Origin of the sequence: Mycolicibacterium brisbanense (assembly GCF_001570425.1) — a bacterium.
In the GTDB taxonomy this organism is placed as follows: Bacteria; Actinomycetota; Actinomycetes; order Mycobacteriales; family Mycobacteriaceae; genus Mycobacterium; species Mycobacterium brisbanense.
The window spans coordinates 596,620-617,264 of sequence record NZ_BCSX01000024.1; the positions used below are offsets into that span (position 1 = coordinate 596,620).

At 66.6% G+C, this 20,645-nt stretch carries 20 protein-coding genes; 4 read left to right on the top strand and 16 right to left on the bottom strand.

Translation table 11 applies throughout. The features are described 5' to 3' along the window. Nucleotides 1–76: 76 nt before the first annotated feature. The 10 genes from RMCB_RS15575 to RMCB_RS15620 all read right to left on the bottom strand — a co-directional run bounded on the left by RMCB_RS15575 (nt 77) and on the right by RMCB_RS15620 (nt 12,215). Entirely contained in the window at nt 77–1,366 is a 1,290-nt protein-coding gene (locus RMCB_RS15575; protein ID WP_062829566.1) for a PPE family protein, read from the bottom strand. Nucleotides 1,367–1,449: 83 nt separating this feature from the next. Beyond that, nucleotides 1,450–1,743, bottom strand: a complete 294-nt coding sequence (locus tag RMCB_RS15580) for a PE family protein (protein ID WP_029368905.1) — start codon at nt 1,741–1,743, stop codon at nt 1,450–1,452. A gap of 147 nt (nt 1,744–1,890) precedes the next feature. Next, entirely contained in the window at nt 1,891–3,672 is a 1,782-nt protein-coding gene (gene eccCb / locus RMCB_RS15585; protein WP_029368906.1) for a type VII secretion protein EccCb, read from the bottom strand. 31 nt (nt 3,673–3,703) lie between these two features. After that, on the bottom strand, nt 3,704–5,941 hold the full coding sequence (eccCa, locus tag RMCB_RS15590; protein ID WP_062829455.1) for a type VII secretion protein EccCa: 2,238 nt from the start codon (nt 5,939–5,941) through the stop codon (nt 3,704–3,706). Next, on the bottom strand, nt 5,938–7,380 hold the full coding sequence (eccB, locus tag RMCB_RS15595) for a type VII secretion protein EccB (RefSeq protein WP_029368908.1): 1,443 nt from the start codon (nt 7,378–7,380) through the stop codon (nt 5,938–5,940). The genes eccCa and eccB overlap by 4 nt, the downstream gene beginning before the upstream one ends. Nucleotides 7,381–7,393: 13 nt before the next feature. Continuing rightward, complete coding sequence (gene eccA / locus RMCB_RS15600) at nt 7,394–9,118, bottom strand: type VII secretion AAA-ATPase EccA (protein ID WP_029368909.1); 1,725 nt, start codon at nt 9,116–9,118, stop codon at nt 7,394–7,396. Continuing rightward, nucleotides 9,111–9,647, bottom strand: a complete 537-nt coding sequence (locus RMCB_RS15605) for a YbaB/EbfC family nucleoid-associated protein (protein WP_062829456.1) — start codon at nt 9,645–9,647, stop codon at nt 9,111–9,113. The genes eccA and RMCB_RS15605 overlap by 8 nt, the downstream gene beginning before the upstream one ends. A 14-nt stretch (nt 9,648–9,661) precedes the next feature. Next, a complete protein-coding gene (locus RMCB_RS15610; protein WP_029368911.1) occupies nt 9,662–10,510 on the bottom strand; it encodes an ESX secretion-associated protein EspG in 849 nt (282 codons plus the stop codon). Next, nucleotides 10,507–10,848 carry an ESX-1 secretion-associated protein gene (locus tag RMCB_RS15615; protein WP_062829457.1) on the bottom strand — a complete coding sequence of 114 codons (342 nt, stop codon included), beginning with the start codon at nt 10,846–10,848 and terminating at the stop codon, nt 10,507–10,509. The genes RMCB_RS15610 and RMCB_RS15615 overlap by 4 nt, the downstream gene beginning before the upstream one ends. A gap of 29 nt (nt 10,849–10,877) precedes the next feature. After that, nucleotides 10,878–12,215, bottom strand: a complete 1,338-nt coding sequence (locus RMCB_RS15620) for an EspA/EspE family type VII secretion system effector (protein WP_062829458.1) — start codon at nt 12,213–12,215, stop codon at nt 10,878–10,880. A 253-nt stretch (nt 12,216–12,468) separates the two neighbouring features. On the opposite strand from RMCB_RS15620, the gene RMCB_RS15625 reads away from it, so the two are divergent. Further along, complete coding sequence (locus RMCB_RS15625; protein ID WP_062829459.1) at nt 12,469–13,977, top strand: MinD/ParA family ATP-binding protein; 1,509 nt, start codon at nt 12,469–12,471, stop codon at nt 13,975–13,977. A 12-nt stretch (nt 13,978–13,989) separates the two neighbouring features. Here RMCB_RS15625 and RMCB_RS15630 read toward each other — a convergent pair whose 3' ends face one another. Continuing rightward, complete coding sequence (locus RMCB_RS15630; protein WP_029368916.1) at nt 13,990–14,775, bottom strand: helix-turn-helix domain-containing protein; 786 nt, start codon at nt 14,773–14,775, stop codon at nt 13,990–13,992. Between the two features lie 383 nt (nt 14,776–15,158). Between RMCB_RS15630 and RMCB_RS15635 the strand changes: the two genes are divergently transcribed. Further along, complete coding sequence (locus tag RMCB_RS15635) at nt 15,159–15,452, top strand: WhiB family transcriptional regulator (RefSeq protein WP_029368917.1); 294 nt, start codon at nt 15,159–15,161, stop codon at nt 15,450–15,452. 201 nt (nt 15,453–15,653) lie between these two features. On the opposite strand, the gene RMCB_RS15640 is transcribed toward RMCB_RS15635, so the two are convergent. Then, nucleotides 15,654–15,911: a DivIVA domain-containing protein gene (locus RMCB_RS15640; RefSeq protein ID WP_029368918.1), complete on the bottom strand. Its 258-nt coding sequence runs from the start codon at nt 15,909–15,911 to the stop codon at nt 15,654–15,656. A 52-nt stretch (nt 15,912–15,963) separates the two neighbouring features. Between RMCB_RS15640 and RMCB_RS15645 the strand changes: the two genes are divergently transcribed. Next, nucleotides 15,964–16,929, top strand: a complete 966-nt coding sequence (locus RMCB_RS15645; RefSeq protein ID WP_062829567.1) for a pirin family protein — start codon at nt 15,964–15,966, stop codon at nt 16,927–16,929. On the opposite strand, the gene RMCB_RS15650 is transcribed toward RMCB_RS15645, so the two are convergent. Further along, a complete protein-coding gene (locus tag RMCB_RS15650; protein WP_029368920.1) occupies nt 16,926–17,441 on the bottom strand; it encodes a pyridoxamine 5'-phosphate oxidase family protein in 516 nt (171 codons plus the stop codon). The genes RMCB_RS15645 and RMCB_RS15650 overlap by 4 nt on opposite strands. 121 nt (nt 17,442–17,562) lie before the next feature. On the opposite strand from RMCB_RS15650, the gene RMCB_RS35860 reads away from it, so the two are divergent. Further along, nucleotides 17,563–17,850, top strand: coding sequence for a hypothetical protein (locus RMCB_RS35860; protein WP_131805537.1), 288 nt, complete (start codon nt 17,563–17,565; stop codon nt 17,848–17,850). A gap of 8 nt (nt 17,851–17,858) precedes the next feature. Here the strand turns inward: RMCB_RS35860 and RMCB_RS15655 are convergent, their stop codons facing one another. The 3 genes from RMCB_RS15655 to RMCB_RS15665 are packed head-to-tail and all read right to left on the bottom strand — an operon-like array spanning nt 17,859 to nt 20,645. Then, nucleotides 17,859–18,755 (bottom strand): sensor domain-containing protein, encoded by an 897-nt coding sequence (locus RMCB_RS15655; protein ID WP_062829460.1) that lies wholly within the window; start codon nt 18,753–18,755, stop codon nt 17,859–17,861. 1 nt (nt 18,756) lies between these two features. Continuing rightward, nucleotides 18,757–19,764, bottom strand: coding sequence for a sensor domain-containing protein (locus RMCB_RS15660; RefSeq protein ID WP_062829461.1), 1,008 nt, complete (start codon nt 19,762–19,764; stop codon nt 18,757–18,759). Next, nucleotides 19,761–20,645, bottom strand: coding sequence for a sensor domain-containing protein (locus RMCB_RS15665; protein WP_062829462.1), 885 nt, complete (start codon nt 20,643–20,645; stop codon nt 19,761–19,763). The genes RMCB_RS15660 and RMCB_RS15665 overlap by 4 nt, the downstream gene beginning before the upstream one ends.

Here is a 20,645-nt window from a genome sequence, read left to right on the forward strand (position 1 = left end):
TATTTTCCTTTTGTCCTCACCATGGGTATGGCGAGTCTTCCGACCCCGTGGCCGGGAAGTCTTGTGGTGCAACCACTTACCAGTCGTCGTCTTCGTCTTCCGACTGGTCGTAGGTCAGCGGCGTCGCAGCGACCAGGCCCTGCTTCGTCGACTCACCTTCCTTCTTCTCCTTGGCAGCACCGGTCATCGGACCGGCACCGCCCGCTCCGACCGGAGCCAGGCCGCCCGTCGCGTTGGACGAGGCACCTGTCGCGGCCGGGATCTTGACGTCCTCGGTCGTGCCGAGCAGACCGGACAGCAGCGAGGTACGCGGCGCGGTACCGCCGAGCCCCGGCAGCGACGCCGCCCGGACCAGCCCAGCCCCTGAACTCGGACCCGATCCCCCAGCCAACGGATGGTTCGAGAACGGCATCGCGTTCAGCAAGCCCATCTGAATGCCCTTGTCGTGCCCGCCGCCCATGCTGCTGAACTGGCTGACCATCTGGGTCACCTGTTGCAGCGGCTGAGTCAGCGTCTGCATCGGACTCTGGATCATCTGCGCGAACTGCTGCGGGATCTGGGCGGCCTGCGATCCCATCTGCATGGCCATCTGCATCCCTTGCTGAAGGCCTTGCTGCGCCGGTTGCTGACTCTGCTGAGTCTGCTGAGCCGAATTCTGTGCATTCTGCGCGGCGCCCACCGCGCGTTGTTCACCCTGATTGATTTGTGCTGCCGTGCGGCCGGTGATCAAACCGACCGACTCAATCATCGCAGTCGCGCCGACCTGTTCGATCACCAAATTTCGGAGGGCGCCCTCGGCGGCCCGAGGTGCCGTCGACGCCAGCGCCGCGGCCGCGGTCGTCTCACCCACTCCGGGCATGACGATGGGCGTCATGGGGGTGATCGGCTCGAACAGCAGGTTCACGGCCGTCTCGGCCTGGTAGGCGTCCATGGCGCCGGCCGCCTGGTTCCACATCCGGACGACGTAGTCCGTCTCGTTGGCGGCGATGGCTCCGGTATTGACCCCGAAAAAATTCGTCGCGTTGAGAACCGCGTTGGTGATGTGGTTTTCCTCGATCTCCGGAATAGGCGGAGTCGTGGCCAGCGCCACCGAATATGCACTGGCCTGAGCCGAGGCTTGCAATGCCCGCTTCTGCGCTTGCAGCGCCGTCGTGCGCAACCACATCACCATGGGCATGGTTGCGGCCACCGCACGTTCGCTGGCTGCACCGCTCCATACCGAGGTGAGGTTAGCCAGCGCCGCTGCCAATTCGTCAGCTTGCGTCTCCAGCAGCACCGCCATGGCTTCCCAGCCGGCCGCAGCCTGAAGCATGGGCGCCGGGCCGGCACCGACCATCAGACGGCCCGTGTTCACCTCTGGTGGCATGCCGTGCCACGTGGGTGGCGCAGGCGGTACCGGGACCATTGCTGGCTGAACCTATCTGTTTGGAGACGAATGCTGACCGAGAGTTAGAGCGTGCTCGCCTGCGCAGAGTCGACCGCGTTGTAGATGCCCGAGGCCTCGGTGTACGCCGCACCTGCCCGAGTCAGCTCTTCCTGGGCGAAGGTGTTCTGCGTCAGGGCCTCGACTCCCTCGCTCGCGAAAGACATCGCGGCCAGGGCGGACACCTCGTCAGCGCCGGCAGGCACCAGCCCGGTCACCGCTGCGGCGGCGGTAGTGCCACCGGCGAGACCACGTGCGGCGTTTGCGATAACCTGCGCAGCAATGGCTTCGGCGCCCGGGTTGTGCATCATCGGTTGCATTTGCTGTTCTCCTTTATTCGAGACGAATAGTAAGGACGTGCACCCACGAACAGCCCGGCTGCAATTTGCCAGTCCGCTAAGGAATCTGTCCCCCGATCCCTTTGCTGGCGGGCTGCCGCCAGCGTTGCTGAGTGCGTTGAATAAATACTAACCGCCCTGTAGGGGTGGCGCGAACACTTCTTCTTCGGGGGGATCGATGTAGGCCGCCTGAATGACTTCCTTGGCATCCGGGGACACCATAAATGCCTGGCCAGGCGGCCTTTTCTTGACCGTGATCTCACGCGACGGGAAGTCGTTCTTCTCACCCGAGAGGAACAACGTCGGCGAACCCGCGCCGTACGCGGCACCGACGAACTTGTCCATGGTGGCCTTGTGTGCCTGGCTCATCTGGCACGTCACCACCAGGTGCAGGCCGATGTCGGCGGCCGCTGGCAGAAGCGGCGACAACGGCATCATCGGCGACATCATGCCCGAGGCCGCGACGATCATGTGCCAGTCGTCGACCAGCAACACGATGTCCGGGCCGCTCCACCACGATCGTGCCCGCAGCTGCGCCGTCGTCAGATCCGGCGGAGGCAGACGCTTCTGCAGGTTGGTCGCCAGCGCCTTGATGGACTCCTCGAGTGACGCGTTGTTGCGGTTGATGGCGCCCGCGGCGAGCAGATGACTCTGCGGCACCGCGTCGAGCAGACCGGAGCGGTAGTCGGCCAGCATGAACCGCACCTGCTGCGGGCTGTTGCGGGCGCAGATCGCCCGCGAAACCGCCTGCGCGATGGTCGTCTTGCCCGACTTGGGCGCGCCGAAGATCAACAGGTGCGGCGTCACGCTCATCTGGTTGTAGGCAACCGTGAGGTCCGATTCCCGCACGCCGACCGGCACCGTCCAGCGGGTCCGGTAATCGGAATCCGGGCCGGGCGGGTTCGGATCGAGCTGATGCAGGTAGATCCGCTCGGGCAGCACCCGCACCTGCGGTGCCTGCTCGGTGTAGAGCTCGGAGACGTGCTGCACGGCCGACGAGATCGCCGCGACGATCCCGTCGGCGCTGTGCACGCCGTCGAGCCGCGGCACACCCATCATCAGGTGGTGTTTTTCCACCGAGACCGCCCGACCCGGCCGGTTGGCCGGGATCTCCCGGGTGATCCGGTCGATCTGCGTCTCGTTGACGTCACCGAGCCGGAACTCGATCTTGGTGCCGAGGTAGTCGCGGACCCGGGATTTGAGTTCGGTCCACCGCGGCGTCGAGATGATGACGTGCACGCCGAATGCCAAGCCCTGGCCTGCGAGGTCCTGGACCACCGGCTCCAGATCGGGGAATTCGGCGACGAACGCCGGCCAGCCGTCGATGACCAGGAACACGTCGCCGAACGGGTCCTGGTACGCCGCATGCTCGGGGTCCTGCCGCATCTCGCGATAGGCCGCGATCGAGCCGACGCGGTACTGCTTGAACATCTGCTCGCGCGCTCGTAGCACCGCCTTGACCTCGGCGACGACGCGGTTGACCCGGTCCGGTTCGGCGCGGGTGGCCACACCGCCCACGTGCGGCAGGTCTTCGAGGTACATCAGGCCGCCACCGCCGAGGTCGATGCAGTAGAACTGCACCTGCCGAGGCGAGTGAGTAGCACCGGCCGAGAGCATCAGGGTCTGCAGGAACGTGGACTTGCCGGTCTGCGGCGCACCGCCGATCGCGATGTTGCCGCCCGCCGCCGACACGTCGACGCCCCACACCTCCTGCCGGTGCCTGCGCGGCTCGTCCATGATGCCGAGCGCGAAGCGCAGCGGCTGGCGCTGATAGTCGCGCTCGATCAGCTCGTTGACCGGTGTCGGGTCGGCCAGCGGCGGCAGCCACATCTTGTAGGCGCGCGATTCGCCGGTGGCCAACTGCCCGAGAACGACCTCACGCAGGGCCTTGGGTTCGGCTTCGGTACTCATGCGCGGTCCGCCTCCCACTCAGTGTCGCGATTCATCGCGTCGCTCCCGCCGCGTCGAGGATCGGTGCCGTCGTGAACTGCCGGATCCGAATCGCGGTCTGCCGCTTGGCACGCGGCTTGTCGTCGCCGTCGGCACTCTTGCTCGCGGGCACGTAGTTGGCGCCGGTGTAGAGGCTGCGGAACTTCACCGGATCCTCCATACCGACCCGCAGGAAGCCGACGCCGCTCTCCTTGTTGGTGATGAACTGCGCCTCGGGAGTACCGATCACCGCTTTGGACTCCGCAGAGCTGGTGGTACGCAACGCAATTCGATACGTCAGGTTGGGTTCGAGCTTGTCGATGCGGACACCGCCGGTGTTCAGCGACTGCGTCGCGAGCAACAGGTGCACGCGCAAAGACCGGCCGACGCGGCAGATCCGGTCGAACAGCGCGATGAAGTCCGGGTGGTTCTGCAGCAGCTCGGCGAACTCGTCGACCACGACGAACAGCGTCGGCAACGGCGCCAGGTCGGCACCACGCTCACGATGCTTCTCGTACTCGGCGACACCGGACAGCGCACCGGCCGCCCCCACCTGGATACCGGCCTGCCGCAGGATCGACTGGCGCCGGTCGAGCTCACCGGTGAGCACCTCGCCCATCCGGCTGACCAGCTCGGCTTCCTCTTCCATGTTGGTGACCACCGCCGCGGTGTGCGGCAGCTTCTCCATGCCGAGGAAGGTGGAACCACCCTTGAAGTCGGTGAGCAGCAAGTTGATCTGGTCTGGATGATGGGTCGCCACCAACGACAGGATCAGCGTGCGCAGGAACTCCGACTTACCCGAGCCGGTCGTGCCGATCAGCATGCCGTGGGGACCTGCTCCGAACTCGGCGCCTTCTTTGATGTCGAGGCTCATGATCTCGCCGGACTTCAACTCGTGGCCGAACGGGATCTTGAGCCGGTCCCGATCGGTATCGGCGAACATCCGCCAACGGGCCGGGGTGACCTCCTCCACCGACTGCGCACCCACCAGGTGGTGCCACTCGTTGGAGACCTTCTTCTGCACCCGGACGTTCTTGTCGATGATCGTCCCGGTAATCGACCAGCCGGCCAGCTTGCGGGCAATCCGGTTGGCCTGCGTCGGCGTCATCCGGTCGGTGACCCTGACCACCTCGCGGTAGACGTGGTTGGGCAGCTTGTCCTCGGTCATGCCGTCCGGCGCGACCCGCAGCCGGTACGCCGAACCGCGATGGTTGCCCAGCGTGAGCACCGTGACGCCGGCCCTGCCGTCGACCGGAAAACCGGCCTTGCCACCGGTGAGGTCGACGACGATGACGTACGGCCCGCCCGGCGCCGCGTCGGGGCTGTGCGGCCCGCGGGCAGTCAGATCAGCCAGCCCGTCGGGCCGGGTGAACACCATGCGGGTGGAACCGGCGGCATCGGTGTCGGTCTGGTGTTGCACGTGCGGCAGCCACTTGATCCAGGACCACTTCGGATCCTCGGGGTCGTCGGTCAGCACGCGGATCTGCAGCAGGTCCGGCGGATGGAACACCGCCAGATGGCAGATCATCGCCGTCAGCAGCTCGGCGGCACCCTTCTCGTCACCACCGACCGCGATCGTCGGAAAAGCGCGCAGCTGAACGAGTTTCGGGCAGTCGTGCACAAGGCCGTGGGTGCGCAGGAACTTGGTGACCCACATGTGGCTGACGGGTTCCAGGTGCGCGGCCGGCGCGGCCTGCCCACCGGACAGCTCCCCGCTGGTGTTGGGCTTGAGTAGCCGGTCGACGGCGATCTCGGCACCGATGCCCACACGGGTGGAGGTGAAGAAGTCGGGGTTGCCGTTGGTTTGCCGCGACCACTGCCTGCTGGTGCCGATGATCGACAGCAGGTCTTCGGGGTGCGGCGCGTGGTAGCTGAAGAACGCCACCTGAGCCGACGCCGACGATGTCACGCGCGTGCGCAGACCGGCCAGGTAGCGCAGGTACTCCTTGCGGTCGGCGTTGACCTCCGGGACCTTCTTGCCGCCCGAACCACCGCCGGCCATCATTCCGAACGCACCCATGATCATCATCAGCGGCATCATCAGCATGTACGGCGACAGTTGCCGGAAGCCGGTGAAGGCCATGATCGCGATCATGCCGATCATGCAGCCGCCCATCACCCACGGCATCGCCTTCTGGAAACCCGAAGGCGGGATCTCGATGCCGAGATCGTCGGGCGGAGCGACGTTGATCTCGCCCGGTGTCAGACGCGGACCACGCTTGATGGTCGGAGTGAATTTCCGTGTCGTCATGAGCCTGCCTTGTCCTCCACCTTGCGGGGCTTGGGGTCGGAGGGCAGCGTGTCGTGCTCCAACAGTGCCGCGTCCTTCGACAGCACCGGCCCCTCCACGAGCAGGCTCACCACCGGCCAGGGCGCGTTACCCGGCGCCGCCAGACCGAGGTTCTTGGCGGCGTCGGCGTTGGCCACCCCGTACCGGATACCTTGAGGATCGATGTAGAACAGGCCCTCGCCGACCTTCGGATCGGGGGATTGCAGCCGGACGAACTGCCCGCCGTCGATATAGACCGTGGCGTCACCTTCGATCTGCTTGACGCCGGTGCCCATCGCCGCGGACGAGATGGGCAGATGCCGCCCTGCGATCACCGTGGTCTTGGCGGACTGATCACCCGGTTCGCGCTGCCAGGCCCAGCACAGCACGGGATCGTCCTGACGTAGCAGGATGGTCATCGGCTTGGCCGGTAACGGCGAAACATACACCTGCTCAGGGATTTTCGCGACGACGCTGGACTCGACCGTCGGCGGCGTGATCAGCCCGTAGGAGTTGGTCGCGCGCAACGCCGCGGCGGTCGTCTCGTTGACGCGGGCCACCCCGTCAGTGAGCACCACGTACTGCTGGTTGCCGGATTCCGTCGCCGTCTGGAACACCGAACCGATCACCAGATTCTCCGGCAGCCCAACGGTATTCGGCGCTCCCGCGGCGACGATCTGCGGCAGCTGCCACGGCCCCATGTTGGGCAGCGCGTTGAACAGGCCCTCGGAGATGGGTGTGGCCTTGGCCGTGACCGGGATTCCGACCGCGGAGGTCACCGCGCGGTCGGCCAGATCGATTGCGTGCCTACCGACATCGTTGACCAGCCAGTTGGCGCCCTTGAACGTCACGAGCATGCCCTGGCTGGGGCCGAGTGGCCCGACGGACATGTCGGTCATCAACGACCGGATGAGGATGGAGGTTTCCACCTCAGGCGCAGCGCTGTCCGGCTTGGTGACGGTGTCGCACAGCGACCACGTGGAAGCGGGAACACCCGTGGGAGTGGCGTACGGCGCACCGGGAATGCCGATCGGCTGCCCCTTGGGCATCCGGTTCAGCTCCTCCGACTTGACCACCGCGGGCGCGTCGCCGTGTCCCAGTGCCAGCCGCGCGGAGGTGAGGTTGTACACCGGACGCAGCAGATCCGAGCCGGGCAGCATGACATAGAGCTGGTTGGTGGTGCGGTCCACCACCAAGGTGTCACTCCCACGCTTGCCGAGCGGCTTGAAGTACGCCAGGGCGACCGCGCCCAGGCATACCATCACGGCGATGACGATGCCCGTCGACACCGCGCGGCTGTAGAACTGCAGCGGGTCGTCGAACATCCGGGTATCCCGGCGCACGATCGCGTGCTCGACCCGGCGCAGCAGGAAGCGCCAGCCGCTGACCTGGATCTTGGTAGTGAGTCGAAACCCTGCCATCGCCTGTTCTCGCCTACTCGCCGACGTTCAGTCGGCTGTGCACCGACGCGATCGCCGATGCCATGTCTTCGCCGTTGATCTCGCTGAGTTGATCGACGCCCAGGCTGTCGAAGTCCAGCGTGCGGGCCAGCCGCATGTCGCGATTCTGTTCGCCCGCCTCCACCAGCTGGCGCGCGTACCGCCCGTTACCCGCGATGTCCAGGGCGGGCTTACCGTTGAGCCTGCGCTGGCTGAGCAGCGAGGCTGCCTCGTACACCCGCTTGGCCGCGGTGTCGTCAAGCTGTGAATCATTGGCCTTGGCAATGACTTTCGCGATCTCGACGATGTCTTCAGGTGCGTACGAGTCGAATTCGATGCGGGTCGCGAAACGCGAGCGCAGACCGTCGTTGGCCTCCAGGAGCCGGTCGATGTCGTTGCTGTAGCCCGCGATGATGACCACCAGCCGGTCGCGGTCGTTCTCCATGCGGGCCAGCAGCGTGTCCAACGCCTCGGTGCCGAACGGGTCGGCGCGCCCGTCGCGCTCCTGCACCAGCGTGTAGGCCTCGTCGATGAACAACACCCCGCCGAGCGCCCGGTCGATGGTCTTGGCCGTCTTGACCGCCGACTGCCCCTCGTACTCGGCGACGAAATCCTTACGGGACGTCTCGATCAGCTTCGGCTCGGCGATCACTCCAAGGCCCGCAAGAATATTGGCCACCACCCGCGCGATGGTCGTCTTGCCGGTGCCCGGAGGGCCCGCAAAGATCATGTGCTTGGAGGCCTGAGCGACCTTCATGCCCCGCGCCGCGCGGATCCGCGCCATCTGGGTGGCGGCCCGGTAGGCCTCGATCTGTTCCTTGACCCGGCTCAGCCCGATCTGCCGGTCGAGTTCGGCCTGCGCCTCGGCGAGCAGTTTCTCCCGGCCGGAGGTATCGGCGACGACGCTGTTGGGATCCCAGGGATCCTTGCGCGACGAAATCGCCTCCGCGGTGGTGGTCTTCAGCCGGTAGGTCGGATCATTAAGCGCAGCAGTGACTTTCGGCTCCGGGAAGTTGGCCTGCAACCACTCCAACAGAATCCGGGCCGATTCCTCGTTGCCTTCGTTGCGGCGCGCCATGGCCAGGTACCACGCGATGGCGGGTGCGCAGGCCTGGCCTGCGGGGGTGTCGTTCGATTCGGTGAGGATACGGTCGGCCTCGGTGAACAACCCGAGGTTGGCCGCCGCAACACCGTGCGCGACCCCTGCCGCCGCGGCGAGAAACTTGTCCTGCCAGGCATTGGCGCCGCGCACCTGATCGATGACGTCGGTCCAGCGCTGCGCGGCGGCATAGATGACGGCCTTGACCCAGGCGACGAGGTGCTCACTCCCACCCGCGGGGGCGGCCTCGAGAGCCTCCATCGCGTCGGCGTAGTTGCCCTCGGCCGCCTCCTGCACGGCGAAGCCCATGGTGATGGCCAACGGTGAGTTGATCGGGTAGCTGATGTCCTTGCCGAACATGCCGCCGATCGGAATTCGCGCGCCCAGGCTGTTCATCGAGATTTCGGCGGCGCCGGCCAGCTGTCCGAAATTCGATCGCGAATACCACGCCCGGAAGAGCGTCACCCGGTCGGTGTCACCGCAGCGGATCCGTCCGACCCAGGCGTCGCACGCCGATTCGTCGTAGTTGGTGATCTCGGTGAACACCTCGAGGGCCCGGGCCGGGGAACTGGCCAGCATGCCCACGGCGCTCCCGAACATGCCTGCGAGGTGGTCAGCCATTTTCTCCTCCGTAGCGGGTTGCGAAGATCTGGGCCCGGGCCGCATCGGACTGTTCGGGCGTCGGCAGGTTGAGATCGCGGGTCAGGAAATCGCGTGTCGCGAAATCGTCGTGCCCCTGTTCTCGCATTCCTTCGAGCATGAACGAGTACTGGGCCGAGCGCGCGTCCTGCGTGGCCAGCTCGGCGATCACGAGAATCTCGTCGATCAGATCGGATTCGGTCATGTCGACGGCCTTGGGCGACAGGTCGATCTGCTGCACGCGGCCATCCATGTACGCGGTGACCGTCACGGTCCCCGGCGGGTTGGTGACGCTGAAGATCGGCACGTCGGGTTCGTCATTCTCGGCGTCGAGGGCATCGAGCGCGGAGAATGCGGGCTCGTCGTCGTCGGGCGCCGACGGGACGCCGACGTGCACGTCGATATCCGTATCGTCGTCGGGTTGTTGGTCCGGGTAGACAAAATCGATCGCCGAAAGGATGTCCTGATCGTCGTCTTCGTAGTCCCGGTCGTATGGCGGAGACTCACCCACCGTGGCGGCCTTTCTCAGTGAAGATAGGAACTGTCCGAATCGGTCTTGTCGAACCAGCCACCAGAGGGCAGGAACTCCATCAGCCCGTCGAGGGCACGCTGCAGGTTGTCCTGCGTACCGGACAGGAAGCTGCCGTACAGCTCGCCGTTGACCTTGCGCGGAATCGAGACGATCCGGCCCGGTGCAGAATCCAAAACTCCTGCGGCGACGTCTGATTGGGCAGTCGTGCCGCCGGGGAGGCGTTCACTGCCGACGATCTCCACCCAGCTCTCGGGCTCGGAGATGATGCTCGCGTAGGCCCGCGCCGAGTTGGGCGGGATGCCGTATCCGATGAGATCGTCCGCGGTGCGGCATTTGGCGAGCTGGTCGGCGACGCCGGTGAGCGGTTCGACGTTGGCGGGATTACCGGTGCCGAGCACCGTCATCACCATGCCGGCCATCCCGACCTGTGGTGCCACCCGCTGCAACACCAGCATCTCGTTGTCCCGCGCGCATACGACATGTCGAGCCCCCTTACGACACACCACGAACCGGATCATCTTCCCACCGAGGTTGCGGCGCCACCAGCGCCCTTCCAGGGTGCGATCGGCTCTGCTGAGAGTGTCGAGCATCGCGGCGACTTCAGGGTGCGGGTTACCGAAAACGTCCAGCACGCCCTGCGCGGTGAGGTCCCGCTCAACCTGCTCCCAGACGATCTGGCGCAGGTCCACCTGGGGAATGTTGAGCCGGATACCGAGGGACGGCGGGAAATCCGTGAGACCCAATTTGTCGGCGATCACCAGCATGCCGTCGATGGTCACCTCGGCCGCGACGACGTCGTCGTAAGCAGGCGCGTCGGGATCAGCCCCGTGCACGGATGTCATCGGGTTTGCTCCGCCAGCTGCCCGAAGGTGTCGACGTGTGTTTTCAGCGCCGCAGCCCGGTCTTCATCGGTGTGGTCGTAACGCCGCGCGGCGACAGTCAGCTTTTCACTCAGGCCCTCGGACAGCGTCGCCATGCTGAGGCCCGCGGCACGGCGAGCGTTCTGTGCGGCCTCGACCGCACCGGCCGTGGACCACGAAATCGGCCCGTGTGTCCAGCGCAGCGAGCTGTCGACGCCGGTCACGGCCGCCGTTGCGGAGGCCAATTCGCCTGCGGCGTGACCTTGCCTGATGGACAGTTCGCGTAGATGTTCGGTAGCGACGCGCAAATCCTCCGACATGATTTCCCCTCGATCCCTTTCCTAGATTCTTACGTCCCCGTCACGGACGTAGATCCAGGAGTAGCGCCATCCAATCTAACCGCAGCCGGAACACTTAGCTGAGCCTGTTCCGAATCCACTTCCGCCCGGGCCGGTGCACGGCCGGCGCCGCCACTGAATTCGCCCGTCCCGAGGTCCGGCGGCAGTGTCTTGGCGGCGCCTTTGTCGGTCGGGCCCGCAGCTTCCGGAACGCCTGCGCCTGCGTCGGGTGTGCCGGGGTTCGTGTCCTTCTCGCCCTTGTCCACCGCCGGCGCGCCCGCGTTGCGGCTGTCCTTCACATCCTTTGCGGGCTTGTCGTCCTTCTCGTCTTTCTCGGCCTTGTCGGACTGCTCGTCCTTGCCATCAGCCACGTCGAGCTTCTCGTTGTCCAGGGTCGCCGAATACGGCTGAGCCTGCCCGATCCCCTGCGTGACGCCCTGGACGGTTTGGGTGGCGGCTTGCACCGCAGCCTGCAGAGCCTGCGACGCGGCCTGGGTGATGCCGCCGAGAATGCCGCCGAGCGGGCCGAGGATCGAGCCGACCACCGTGCCCGCCATGGCGGCCCCCATGTCACCGCCACCGGTGGCCGCGGGACGTCCCGGAGCTGACGCCGGCGAGGCAGTGGTCTGTTGTGGTTCTGCGGGCGATGGTTGGGATACCGCCGCGGGTGTCGCGGAGGCCGGGGCGGCCGGATCGGCGGATTCGGGGCGGCGCGGCGGCGCCGTGGCGGGTGTGCTGTCTTCGGTAGCGCGCTCGTCGGGCTTGGTATCACGCGCGATGTCGGCATATTTGGCGACGGCGCCGTGCAGTTCGGCGGCGTTGGCATCGACATTTTGCTGCATGGTGAGCAGTTGCTCTGTCGAGGCGCCGACCGCGCGCGCCACCATGGCGATCTCGGTTGCGGTCTGCGAAGCCTTGCCGACATACGGAATGTTGCCGATGGCCGTGGTCACCTGACTCATGTCGGCCAGCCAGTCCGATTGCCCGTCCAGGTTTTCGCGGGTGGTCCAGATCTGCTCCGATTCGCGTGCCAGCACGGTCGCGACGGTGTGATCGGCCTCGATCATCGCGGCGGTGCGGCTGAGCTGCTCGTTGTTGCGGGCCGCATAGGCGCTCGATCCGCTGCTGTGCCATGAGTCGTCGGGAAATGCCGACTTCAGCGTCGCACCCGCCTTGCCGAGCTGCTCGGCTCCCGTGCCGAACATGCTGCCGTCGTCCGGCGTGCCGGTACCGGTCGTGGTCTTCATGCCTTCGATGACGTTGCGGCCGGCATCGAGGATGCCCTCGCGGGGCCCGCGGCCCACGATCGGTTCTTTCCCGGATTTGGCGGTATCGCCTGTCATGCCCATACGCAGATCCCCCTCGACGCGACAGACGTTACCAGCGCGCCTAGGCCCCTCTGAGCACCAATTTTCCGCCCAAATCCGTTGCCTTCCGGCGACTTAACCAGCGCATATGAAATTGACGTCGGGGTCGGCGTGATGTCTGTGTCGGGCGCCTGGTACCCGGTGCTGCCACCGGCGGCTGCGGTAAGGCGGTGGCGTAGTCGATACTGAGGACGGTCGAGATAGCCGTCGCGTGACAACCCGAGGAGATTCAGTCGTGACCGACCCCGACGACACCCTGCGTAGAGAGCTCGGCTGGACGGGTGGGGAGGACACCGATTTCGAACCGGACACCGGGCCGACGCGCCGCCCGCGACGGGCCCCGGAGTCCCCTGTGCCTTCACTGCCTGGCCGGCCTCCGGTCGATTACGTCCCGCCGAAGTCACCCGCCTCGAACGACGACGACTCGCGTGCGGGGCAGCACGAGGCCGTCGACCCGCCGCAGCCTCCCCCGGAAGAGCAGCCGCGCACCAGCTTCCGCGAGCCCGCTCCGCCACAACAGCCGCCACAACAAGTGACACAGCAACATGCCCAGCAGCCCACTCATCCACCGCATGACGGACGCCCGGCTCCCCCGGCGCCTGCGCGGCCCGACGGCAACCAGTGGGAGCAGCAGCCCGGATGGCCCGTCCATCAGCAGCGACCTCAGTCACCACCGCAGCCCCCTCACCCCGCGCCGCCCGCTCCGCAGCCACATCAATCGTTCGCCGGGTCACCGTGGCCGCCCGAGGGCGGATTCGCACCGGAGGGCCGCCCCCAGACCGCCCCTCCGACCCCGCCGGCCTCCTATGCCGATCGCATCCGGGTCAACGATCTGGTACCGCCCCGCCGTGAACCCCCTTCGGGAGGTTGGCGGCTGCTGGTCTACAAGGCCTCGTTCGGATTGATCAATCCCGGACCGTCTGCCGACGATCTACGCCAGGCCGAGCTGGAAGCCAAGATCAAGGGCGTGCTGCGCGGCCACTACAAGGTCGGCGTCATGGGCAAGGGCGGCGTCGGTAAGACCACCGTCTCTGCCAGCGTCGGATCGGTGTTCGCCGAACTGCGCCAAGACGATCGCGTCGTCGCAATCGACGCCGACACCGCCTTCGGCAAGTTGGGCAGCCGCGTCGACCCACGCGCCCAGGGCTCCTACTGGGAACTGGCCTCCGACAAGCACCTGGACACCTTCGCCGATGTGCGCAGCCGGGTCGGCAACAACGCCGCAGGACTTTTCGTCCTGGCCGGCGAGGGCACCCCGGCCCGCCGCCGCGTCCTCGACGCCGCGATCTATCGTGAGGCGACCACCCGGCTCGACCGGCACTTCTCCATCTCGATCGTGGACTGCAGCTCGACGATGGACTCACCGGTGACCCAGGAAGTACTCCGAGACCTGGACGCCCTGATCGTGGTGTCCTCACCGTGGGTCGACGGCGCCGCCGCGGCCGGCCAGACGCTGGACTGGCTGGCCAACCGCGGCATGACGAGCCTGCTGCAGCGCACGGTTGTCGTCCTCAACGATTCCGACGGCCACGCCGACAAGCGGACCCGGTCCATCCTGGCCGGGCAGTTCGCGGGACAGGGCCAGACCGTCGTGGAGGTGCCGTTCGACGGGAATCTGCGGCCGGGTGGCGTGATCGAAGGCACCCGGGTGATGACCCCGGCCGCGCGCCGCAAGTTCCTGGAGATCGCCGCGGCGCTGGCCGACCACTTCCCGTCGTCAGACGACCGGCACCGAGAGCGGTAATGACCGCCGCGGTCAGACCATCGCGTCGATCAGCGCCTCGATGGCGTGCACGGCGGCCGCGTCCACCGGATATTCGGCCTCGGTGCGGCTGATCGTGTCCTCGGGCACGCCCGCTGCCTGCGCCATCTCACCCATGGTGAGGTTGGCGCGGCGCCGCGCGGCGTAGAGCCGCTGTCCCAACGTCGCGCCAGGCGCCGCCGCGGCTCGCATGGTGAGCTCATCGATCTGATGCCGGACCGCACTGAGCGCCTTGATCAACGCCGGGGTCACCTGGCTGATCCGGGCAGCCCGTGATGCCACCGCCTCGAGCTGGCGCAGGTCGGCGAGGATCGCCGTGACGCGGGGGGTGAAATCGGGATCGCTGACCGGCGGCATGGCGTCCATGGTCGAACCGAGCGTGTTGGCCGCCGTGAGCACCGCTTGGGCGATCAGCGGCACCTCGGCATTGGCCGAGGCGGACGCGGGGGCGCTGGGCGCCACCTCGGGCTGGGCAGGCAGAGTTGCGGCCGGCGGGGGCGGCAGCGTGGGTTCGGCCGGGACCGAGCCACCCTGGCGCAGCCGTGCGATGGTGCCCGGCGGCCAGCGCAAAACCTCTTCCAGCTTCAGCCGGGTACGTTCGCGAGGCCAGCTGCGGCCCTTCTCGAAGGCGATCAGCGCACCGGCATTGATGACACCGTCGGCAGCGAGACTGCGCTGGCTGATGTCGAGTTCGCGTCGGCGCGCAGCGGCAGCCGCACCGGCGCGGATCAAGCCGACATCGAACTCGCCGGTCGCGAGATCGAACTCCGCATCGGTCATCTCCGGATGGTTCCTTAGCTGAATGAGCTGGAGCGCTTGGCGGCCCGTGATGGCTGCGTGGACCCATCGATTCTAACCCCATACCGCAGCACCGCTACGACTTGGGTTTCGGGATTTTTCGCCAACCGCACCAGTGCTACGGCTTCGCCAGGAGGGCAACCGTACCCATGCTACGGAGCCCGCATCGACCGCTTCATTTGCCATCGCTGCTGTTCATGCAGGTAATGACAACTAGGTAGTTTTACGCTTGCGAGCGAACCAAAACCATTTCGTAGCGCCGCAACGGTTTAAATTTCCTCAAACTGTTGCACTGCTACGGTTCTTGCTATAGCGTTCCTCTCAACGCGGGACACCGCACAGTCCTTACGAGGGGAGCAGCACAAATGACCGCATTGATGGCCAACGGAATCCCGCTCGGCGTCTGCACCGCAAACCCGGAGCGCTGGACCTCAACGCCCGACGACCAGGCGAAGGTGATCTGCCGGGAGTGCCCGCGCCGCTGGCTGTGCGCACGGGAGGCCTGCGAACTGCCGCGCGCCGAAGGGCTCTGGGCCGGGATCATGGTTCCCGAAGGCGGCCGGGGCCGCACGTTCGCGCTCAAGCAACTGCGCTCGCTGGCCGAGCGCAACGGCTACCCGGTCCGCAAGACCAAGCTGATCTTCCCGGAAGCCGCCTGATCCGCCTGCCCTCTCGCCGCCGAGATCGAGGGGACGGCGGCGGGAGGGCAGCAGTTCCACACGGGGGAGGAATAGGGGCCCGGGGTGTGCTGTTGATGCATGCGACGGTGCCGGGCATTGCCCCGGGCCCCACACCACAACTGTCGCTTCGAGCGACCACTCGCCGCGAGGCGCAGTGACGGCACCGTCCCCCTACTTATTTCAGCGCTCGAGCGTGGCGACTACCGCATCGAGCAGACGGTCGACCTCGTCCTCGTTGTACCCACGTTGGAACAGCGGTGGTTTCGGGAACGCGATGTTGCGCACGTCTGCGGCGCTCAGGTGGCCACGCCCCTCGAGCCGACGCGCGACGAGTTGCAGGAAGTCATCAACGGACTTGCGGTCGTAACCCCGTTTGCCCATGGGCGGTTTCGTCAACGCGGCATTGCGAACGTCGTCGGCGGTGAGCGGCCGGGTCATCCCGACATGCTAACCACGCGTGCCACACAGCGGATCGCACTACGGTGGCATCATGAGCAACACCGACGTCCTCCCCGCCGAAGTGACCTGCACGGCTTCGGCATTCACCGGCGTCCTGCACGCGCGTGAGGTTCCGCTCGGCGGTCCGCGGGCGCTGCTGGTGCGGCGCACGCTGCCGCAACGCGACCGTTCGCTGATCGGGGCGTGGTGCTTCGCCGATCACTATGGTCCGCACGATGTCCGCGGCGGTACCGGCATGGATGTCCCACCCCATCCGCACACCGGATTACAGACCGTGAGTTGGCTTTTCCAGGGCGAGATCGAACATCGTGACAGCGCCGGCGTGCACGCGATGGTCCGTCCCGGCGAGCTGAATCTCATGACGGCCGGTGCAGGCATCTGCCACTCCGAGGTGTCCACCTCGGCCACGACCATTCTGCATGGCGTGCAGCTGTGGGTCGCCCTTCCTGACGCCGACCGTGATACCGACCGCGATTTCGCGCATTTCGCACCGCAGGCCCGCACTATTGGCGGAGCGACGCTGCGAGTCTTCCTCGGTGAGTTGGCCGATTCGCGCTCGCCGGTACACACCTTCACCCCACTGCTCGGCGCCCAACTCGACATCGACCCCGGCGCCACCGTGGCCCTGGAGGTCGATCCGGCCTTCGAACACGGCGTGCTGCTCGACGAAGGTGACGTCGAGGTGGCCGGAACGCCGCTGGCGGTGGCCGATCTCGCATACCAGAGCCCCGGCCACCGCGAGCTTCACCTGGTCAATCGCGGGGCAGGCCCGGCGCGTCTGATCATCCTCGGCGGCACTCCGTTTCCCGAGGAACTGGTGATGTGGTGGAACTTCGTCGGGCGCAGCCATGACGACATCGCCGCCTACCGGGAACAGTGGCAGAGCAACGACGCCCGATTCGGCGACGTGGATGGATATGTCGGCCACATCGCGCGGCTACCCGCGCCGCCGCTGCCCAACGCCAAGCTGAAGCCGCGGCCGCACCCGACGGCCTAGCCGGACACGTCCTCACCCAGGTACTGCGCGGTGCTTCCGCTCACCGGCATCGCGGGCAACCCCAACTTGCGGTGATCCCAGCTCCGCAGCCGGCTGGGCACCACGCGCACCGCGATGCGGTTGTTCATCATCTGATCGACGAACGGCCGCATCTCCTCGGTGTAGGGCCCGGTGTAGCGCTCCCACACACTGATGCCCACGCGCAGTAAGGTTTCCGGGTCGTCGACGATCTCTGCCCGGCCGTCGATGGACACCCCGCGCAGGGTGCCGTAGGTGAGCCCGTCCTCGATCATCACGGTGACCGTGGGGTCGCGGCGCAGGTTGACCGCCTTCTGCGACTTGGCCTTGGTCTCGAACCAGATCTCGCCGTCCAGCACCGCGTACCACATCGCGACGAGGTGCGGCCTGCCGTCGGCCTGCAGCGTCGCCATGGTCGCCGTCCGGCTGCGCTCGATGAATTCCGTGATCTCGTCGTCGGACATGACGATCTTCGCCCGTTCGTTCTTACCCACGCACCAGCACCTCTCTGCTCATCCGCCCACCATAAGTGGCCATGAGGTGCGCCCGGTCAGCCGCCTACAATCCGGCTGACCGGCCAGCGAACACGCACTTGGGGTGTTCAGAGGCGGAGCATTGACTACTCCGCCGCGATGGGGTCCACCGCCAGGTAACCCGTTTGACGATCAGCAGCAGTACAACCCCGGCGGCTACCAACAGCCGGGCAACCCGTTCCATAGCGGGTTCCAGCAGCCCCAGGCCTGGCCGGGCTACGGCGAGGCGCCACCGCTCATGGTCGCCACCAAGGTTCCGGGCCAGCCCGGCTCGGTGATGTTTGTCGTCTCCCTTGAGCAGGGTTACCCGGGCGCGCCCGACCCTGGTCTCGTCGATCAGTTGGTCGGGACGCTGCGTAGGGCCGGCTAGCGCAGCGGCTACGAGTTCGGTATCCGCGACAGGATCTCCAGCGCAATCGATTCCGCGCTCTCACCGAGGTCGGCACCCATCAGGGCCAGATCGACGACGACGTTCGCCTTGGCCACGACCACCCGCGTGCTGACGAACAGCGCCGAATTGGCCATCGTCGCGCTCACCAGCACGATCGACGGGTTCCGGTTTCCGTGGGTGACCGGGCCCACCGTGTAGTGCGAGGTGGGAGTGCCGTCGGTGAAGGCCACGGTCACGGGGCCTGCGCACCCACCCCACTTCGCCTCGATGTCGGAGACGAGTCGGCTTGCCACGGAGGGGTTTTCGTAGAGCACCACGCGCTGCTCGAGACCACCGAGGCCGACCTTCTTCATATCCCCGACCAAGTCCACCTGCCGGGCGACGGTCGCGATGACATCGCTGGGAACGTAGACGTCGGCGCCACCGCCGAACAACGCGGAGACGCATTGCGGCGGGGTGACGGTGATGCCCTCCGCTCCATTGAGTGCTGTGCTGTCAGTCGTCTTGTAGTCGTTGGCAGCGTTGGCCAATCGCTTGACGTCGTCGAGGGACAGCAAAAAGCCGGTCAGCTGCGACGGGCTCACCGGTTGCGGCACGCTCAAGGTCGGGGTGGTGCTCGCCGATGTCGTCGTCGCGGCTGGGCCGGGCGCCGGGGCGCTGCGATTGCCGGGTACGACGAGCCAGACCACCAGGGCCGCAACGGAGATCACCACCACGGCGGCCACCGCGGCGAGGATCACACCACGCCGTTTGCCACGCGGCGGCGGCTGCGGGGCGGGCGCTGGGATGACGGGCGGCCCACCGTACGGGGGCTGCTGGCCGGCGGGATAGCCGCCGAATGGCGCCCCGCCGAACGGGTCGTCGGGTCCTCCCGGGTACGTCATGTCAGCCCGGAATCTTGTCGAGGACGTTGTTGACGGCCCTGATGTTCTGGTCGGTCAGATCCGCGCCTACCATCTGCACATCGACCAGCACATTGGACTTGGCTCCGATGGCCCGATAGATGCCGGTGGTCGAACCGATGTTGGTGTTGTGCACACCCGTTACAGCGCCGCTATTTTCGGGTGCGCCGAGGATGAACTTGGACCACTTGGCGTCCTTGACGATGGTCCAGGTGAGCGTCTTCCCCGCGCACTGCTGCAGCAGCGCGATGTAGTTGGTCAGCGTCTTCTGCGCGGCGGCTGCGTCGTCGAACACGGCTACACCGATGCCTGCCTGGGTGTTGCCGTGGGGCCCAGAGGCATTCACTGACAGCACCGAGCGATAGCCACTGTCCTTGTACGGCTCCGGGGTGAACGAATTCATCGACGCCACGCATTCGGGCGGATCGAAGGTCTGCACCGACGGAGAAACCACGCCCACCTCGTCGCCGTTGCCCGCGTCGGTCAGGTCCGGGTTGTTCATGAGCTGGCGCATCTCGTCCAGGCTCGGCAACAGTCCGGCCATGTCCGCGGATGCGACCGGCGGAGGTGGCGGCGGTGGCGGGGGCGTCGACGTGGTCGCCTGAACCGACGTCGTCGTAGTGGTCTGTGCGACAACGGTGTTCGACTCGGCAGCCGGGGGCTTCACCGTGATCCACACGACGAGTGCGACCACGGCCGCCACCATGAAGGTGTACGACAGGGCCACCCCGATGAGGGCACGGTCGTGGCCACGCTGCCCGGTGCGCTTGACCTGCGACAGACCGAGGTGGCCGAGCACCGCGCCGACCGGGGCGAACACGAATGCGAACACCACCGACAGCGTCGCGAAAGTGTTGACCTCACCCGACGGTGACGGCGGTTGCGGCGCAGCCGGAATGACCGGCGGACCGCTGTAGGGCGGCGGCGGTCCCGGCGGCAGCTGACCGAACGGCATGCCGCCGAACGGGTCATCGGGAGGCGGGTAGGTCATGTCAGACCGCCGACCCGCGCCAGGATTTCAGCGGTGATGGTCTGCGCGCCATTGCCGAAGTTTCCACCGAACGCCGCCACGTCGACCACGACATTGTTCTTGGCGGCGATGACCCGGACATTGCGGAAGTTCGGAACACGCGGTGTGTCGGTGACGATACTGCTCAACACCACGATCGACGGATCCTGCGGTGAGCGGGTCAGCGGGTCCACCTGGTACTTGATCCAGTTCTTGCCATAGTTCAGAGTCTCGGTCAGCAGGCCGACGCACCCGTGCCACAGATTCTCGATGTCCGCGGCTTGTTTACTTGCCGCAGACGCGTTGGGGTACAAGACGACTCGTTCTTCGACCCCACCCAACTCGGTAGTGGTCAACGGGTCGGGCAGCACGATCGATCGTGAGTACGTCGCCGTGGCACCACTGTTGGCGAACACCTCACCGGCGCCGGTGAACAACGCCGAGCGGCAGTTGTCGGGCTGTGTCGCCACGCCTTCGGAGGCGTTGAACTGCTGCTTCTCGGTGACGGTGTAGGCGGTGCTCGTCGCGTACGTCGCGCGCTTGACCTCGTCCATGCTCAGCAGCAACCCGGGTAGCTGAGCCGATTTCACCAGCGCCGGCGCCGCCGTTGTGCTCGGCGTCGACGAGGTCGTGGCGTGACCGGCTGCCGGAGTGCTCGACGAGTCGGGTAGCACGGCCCAGATCACCAGTGCTGCAACGGTTATGGTGGCGATCCCGCCGAAGACCGCCAGCATCACAACGGTCTTGGATCTGCGCGGCGGCCGCGGCTGCGGCGGCTGATGCGGTGCGGAGATGATCGGTGGACCATCCGGCGACTGACCGAACGGCGCCCCGCCGAACGGATCCCCCCAACCCTGCGTCAC

Excerpts from the sequence above, each read along its gene's own strand:
- RMCB_RS15660 (WP_062829461.1), bottom strand. The coding sequence starts at position 19,764 with ATGACCTACCCGCCTCCCGATGACCCGTTCGGCGGCATGCCGTTCGGT.
- eccB (WP_029368908.1), bottom strand. The coding sequence starts at position 7,380 with ATGGCAGGGTTTCGACTCACTACCAAGATCCAGGTCAGCGGCTGGCGC.
- RMCB_RS15635 (WP_029368917.1), top strand. The coding sequence starts at position 15,159 with ATGACCGCATTGATGGCCAACGGAATCCCGCTCGGCGTCTGCACCGCA.
- eccA (WP_029368909.1), bottom strand. The coding sequence starts at position 9,118 with ATGGCTGACCACCTCGCAGGCATGTTCGGGAGCGCCGTGGGCATGCTG.
- RMCB_RS15640 (WP_029368918.1), bottom strand. The coding sequence starts at position 15,911 with ATGACCCGGCCGCTCACCGCCGACGACGTTCGCAATGCCGCGTTGACG.
- RMCB_RS15630 (WP_029368916.1), bottom strand. The coding sequence starts at position 14,775 with ATGACCGATGCGGAGTTCGATCTCGCGACCGGCGAGTTCGATGTCGGC.
- RMCB_RS15645 (WP_062829567.1), top strand. The coding sequence starts at position 15,964 with ATGAGCAACACCGACGTCCTCCCCGCCGAAGTGACCTGCACGGCTTCG.
- RMCB_RS15580 (WP_029368905.1), bottom strand. The coding sequence starts at position 1,743 with ATGCAACCGATGATGCACAACCCGGGCGCCGAAGCCATTGCTGCGCAG.
- RMCB_RS15610 (WP_029368911.1), bottom strand. The coding sequence starts at position 10,510 with ATGACATCCGTGCACGGGGCTGATCCCGACGCGCCTGCTTACGACGAC.
- RMCB_RS15655 (WP_062829460.1), bottom strand. The coding sequence starts at position 18,755 with ATGACGTACCCGGGAGGACCCGACGACCCGTTCGGCGGGGCGCCATTC.
- eccCb (WP_029368906.1), bottom strand. The coding sequence starts at position 3,672 with ATGAGTACCGAAGCCGAACCCAAGGCCCTGCGTGAGGTCGTTCTCGGG.
- RMCB_RS15575 (WP_062829566.1), bottom strand. The coding sequence starts at position 1,366 with ATGCCACCAGAGGTGAACACGGGCCGTCTGATGGTCGGTGCCGGCCCG.
- eccCa (WP_062829455.1), bottom strand. The coding sequence starts at position 5,941 with ATGACGACACGGAAATTCACTCCGACCATCAAGCGTGGTCCGCGTCTG.
- RMCB_RS15615 (WP_062829457.1), bottom strand. The coding sequence starts at position 10,848 with ATGTCGGAGGATTTGCGCGTCGCTACCGAACATCTACGCGAACTGTCC.
- RMCB_RS15620 (WP_062829458.1), bottom strand. The coding sequence starts at position 12,215 with ATGGGCATGACAGGCGATACCGCCAAATCCGGGAAAGAACCGATCGTG.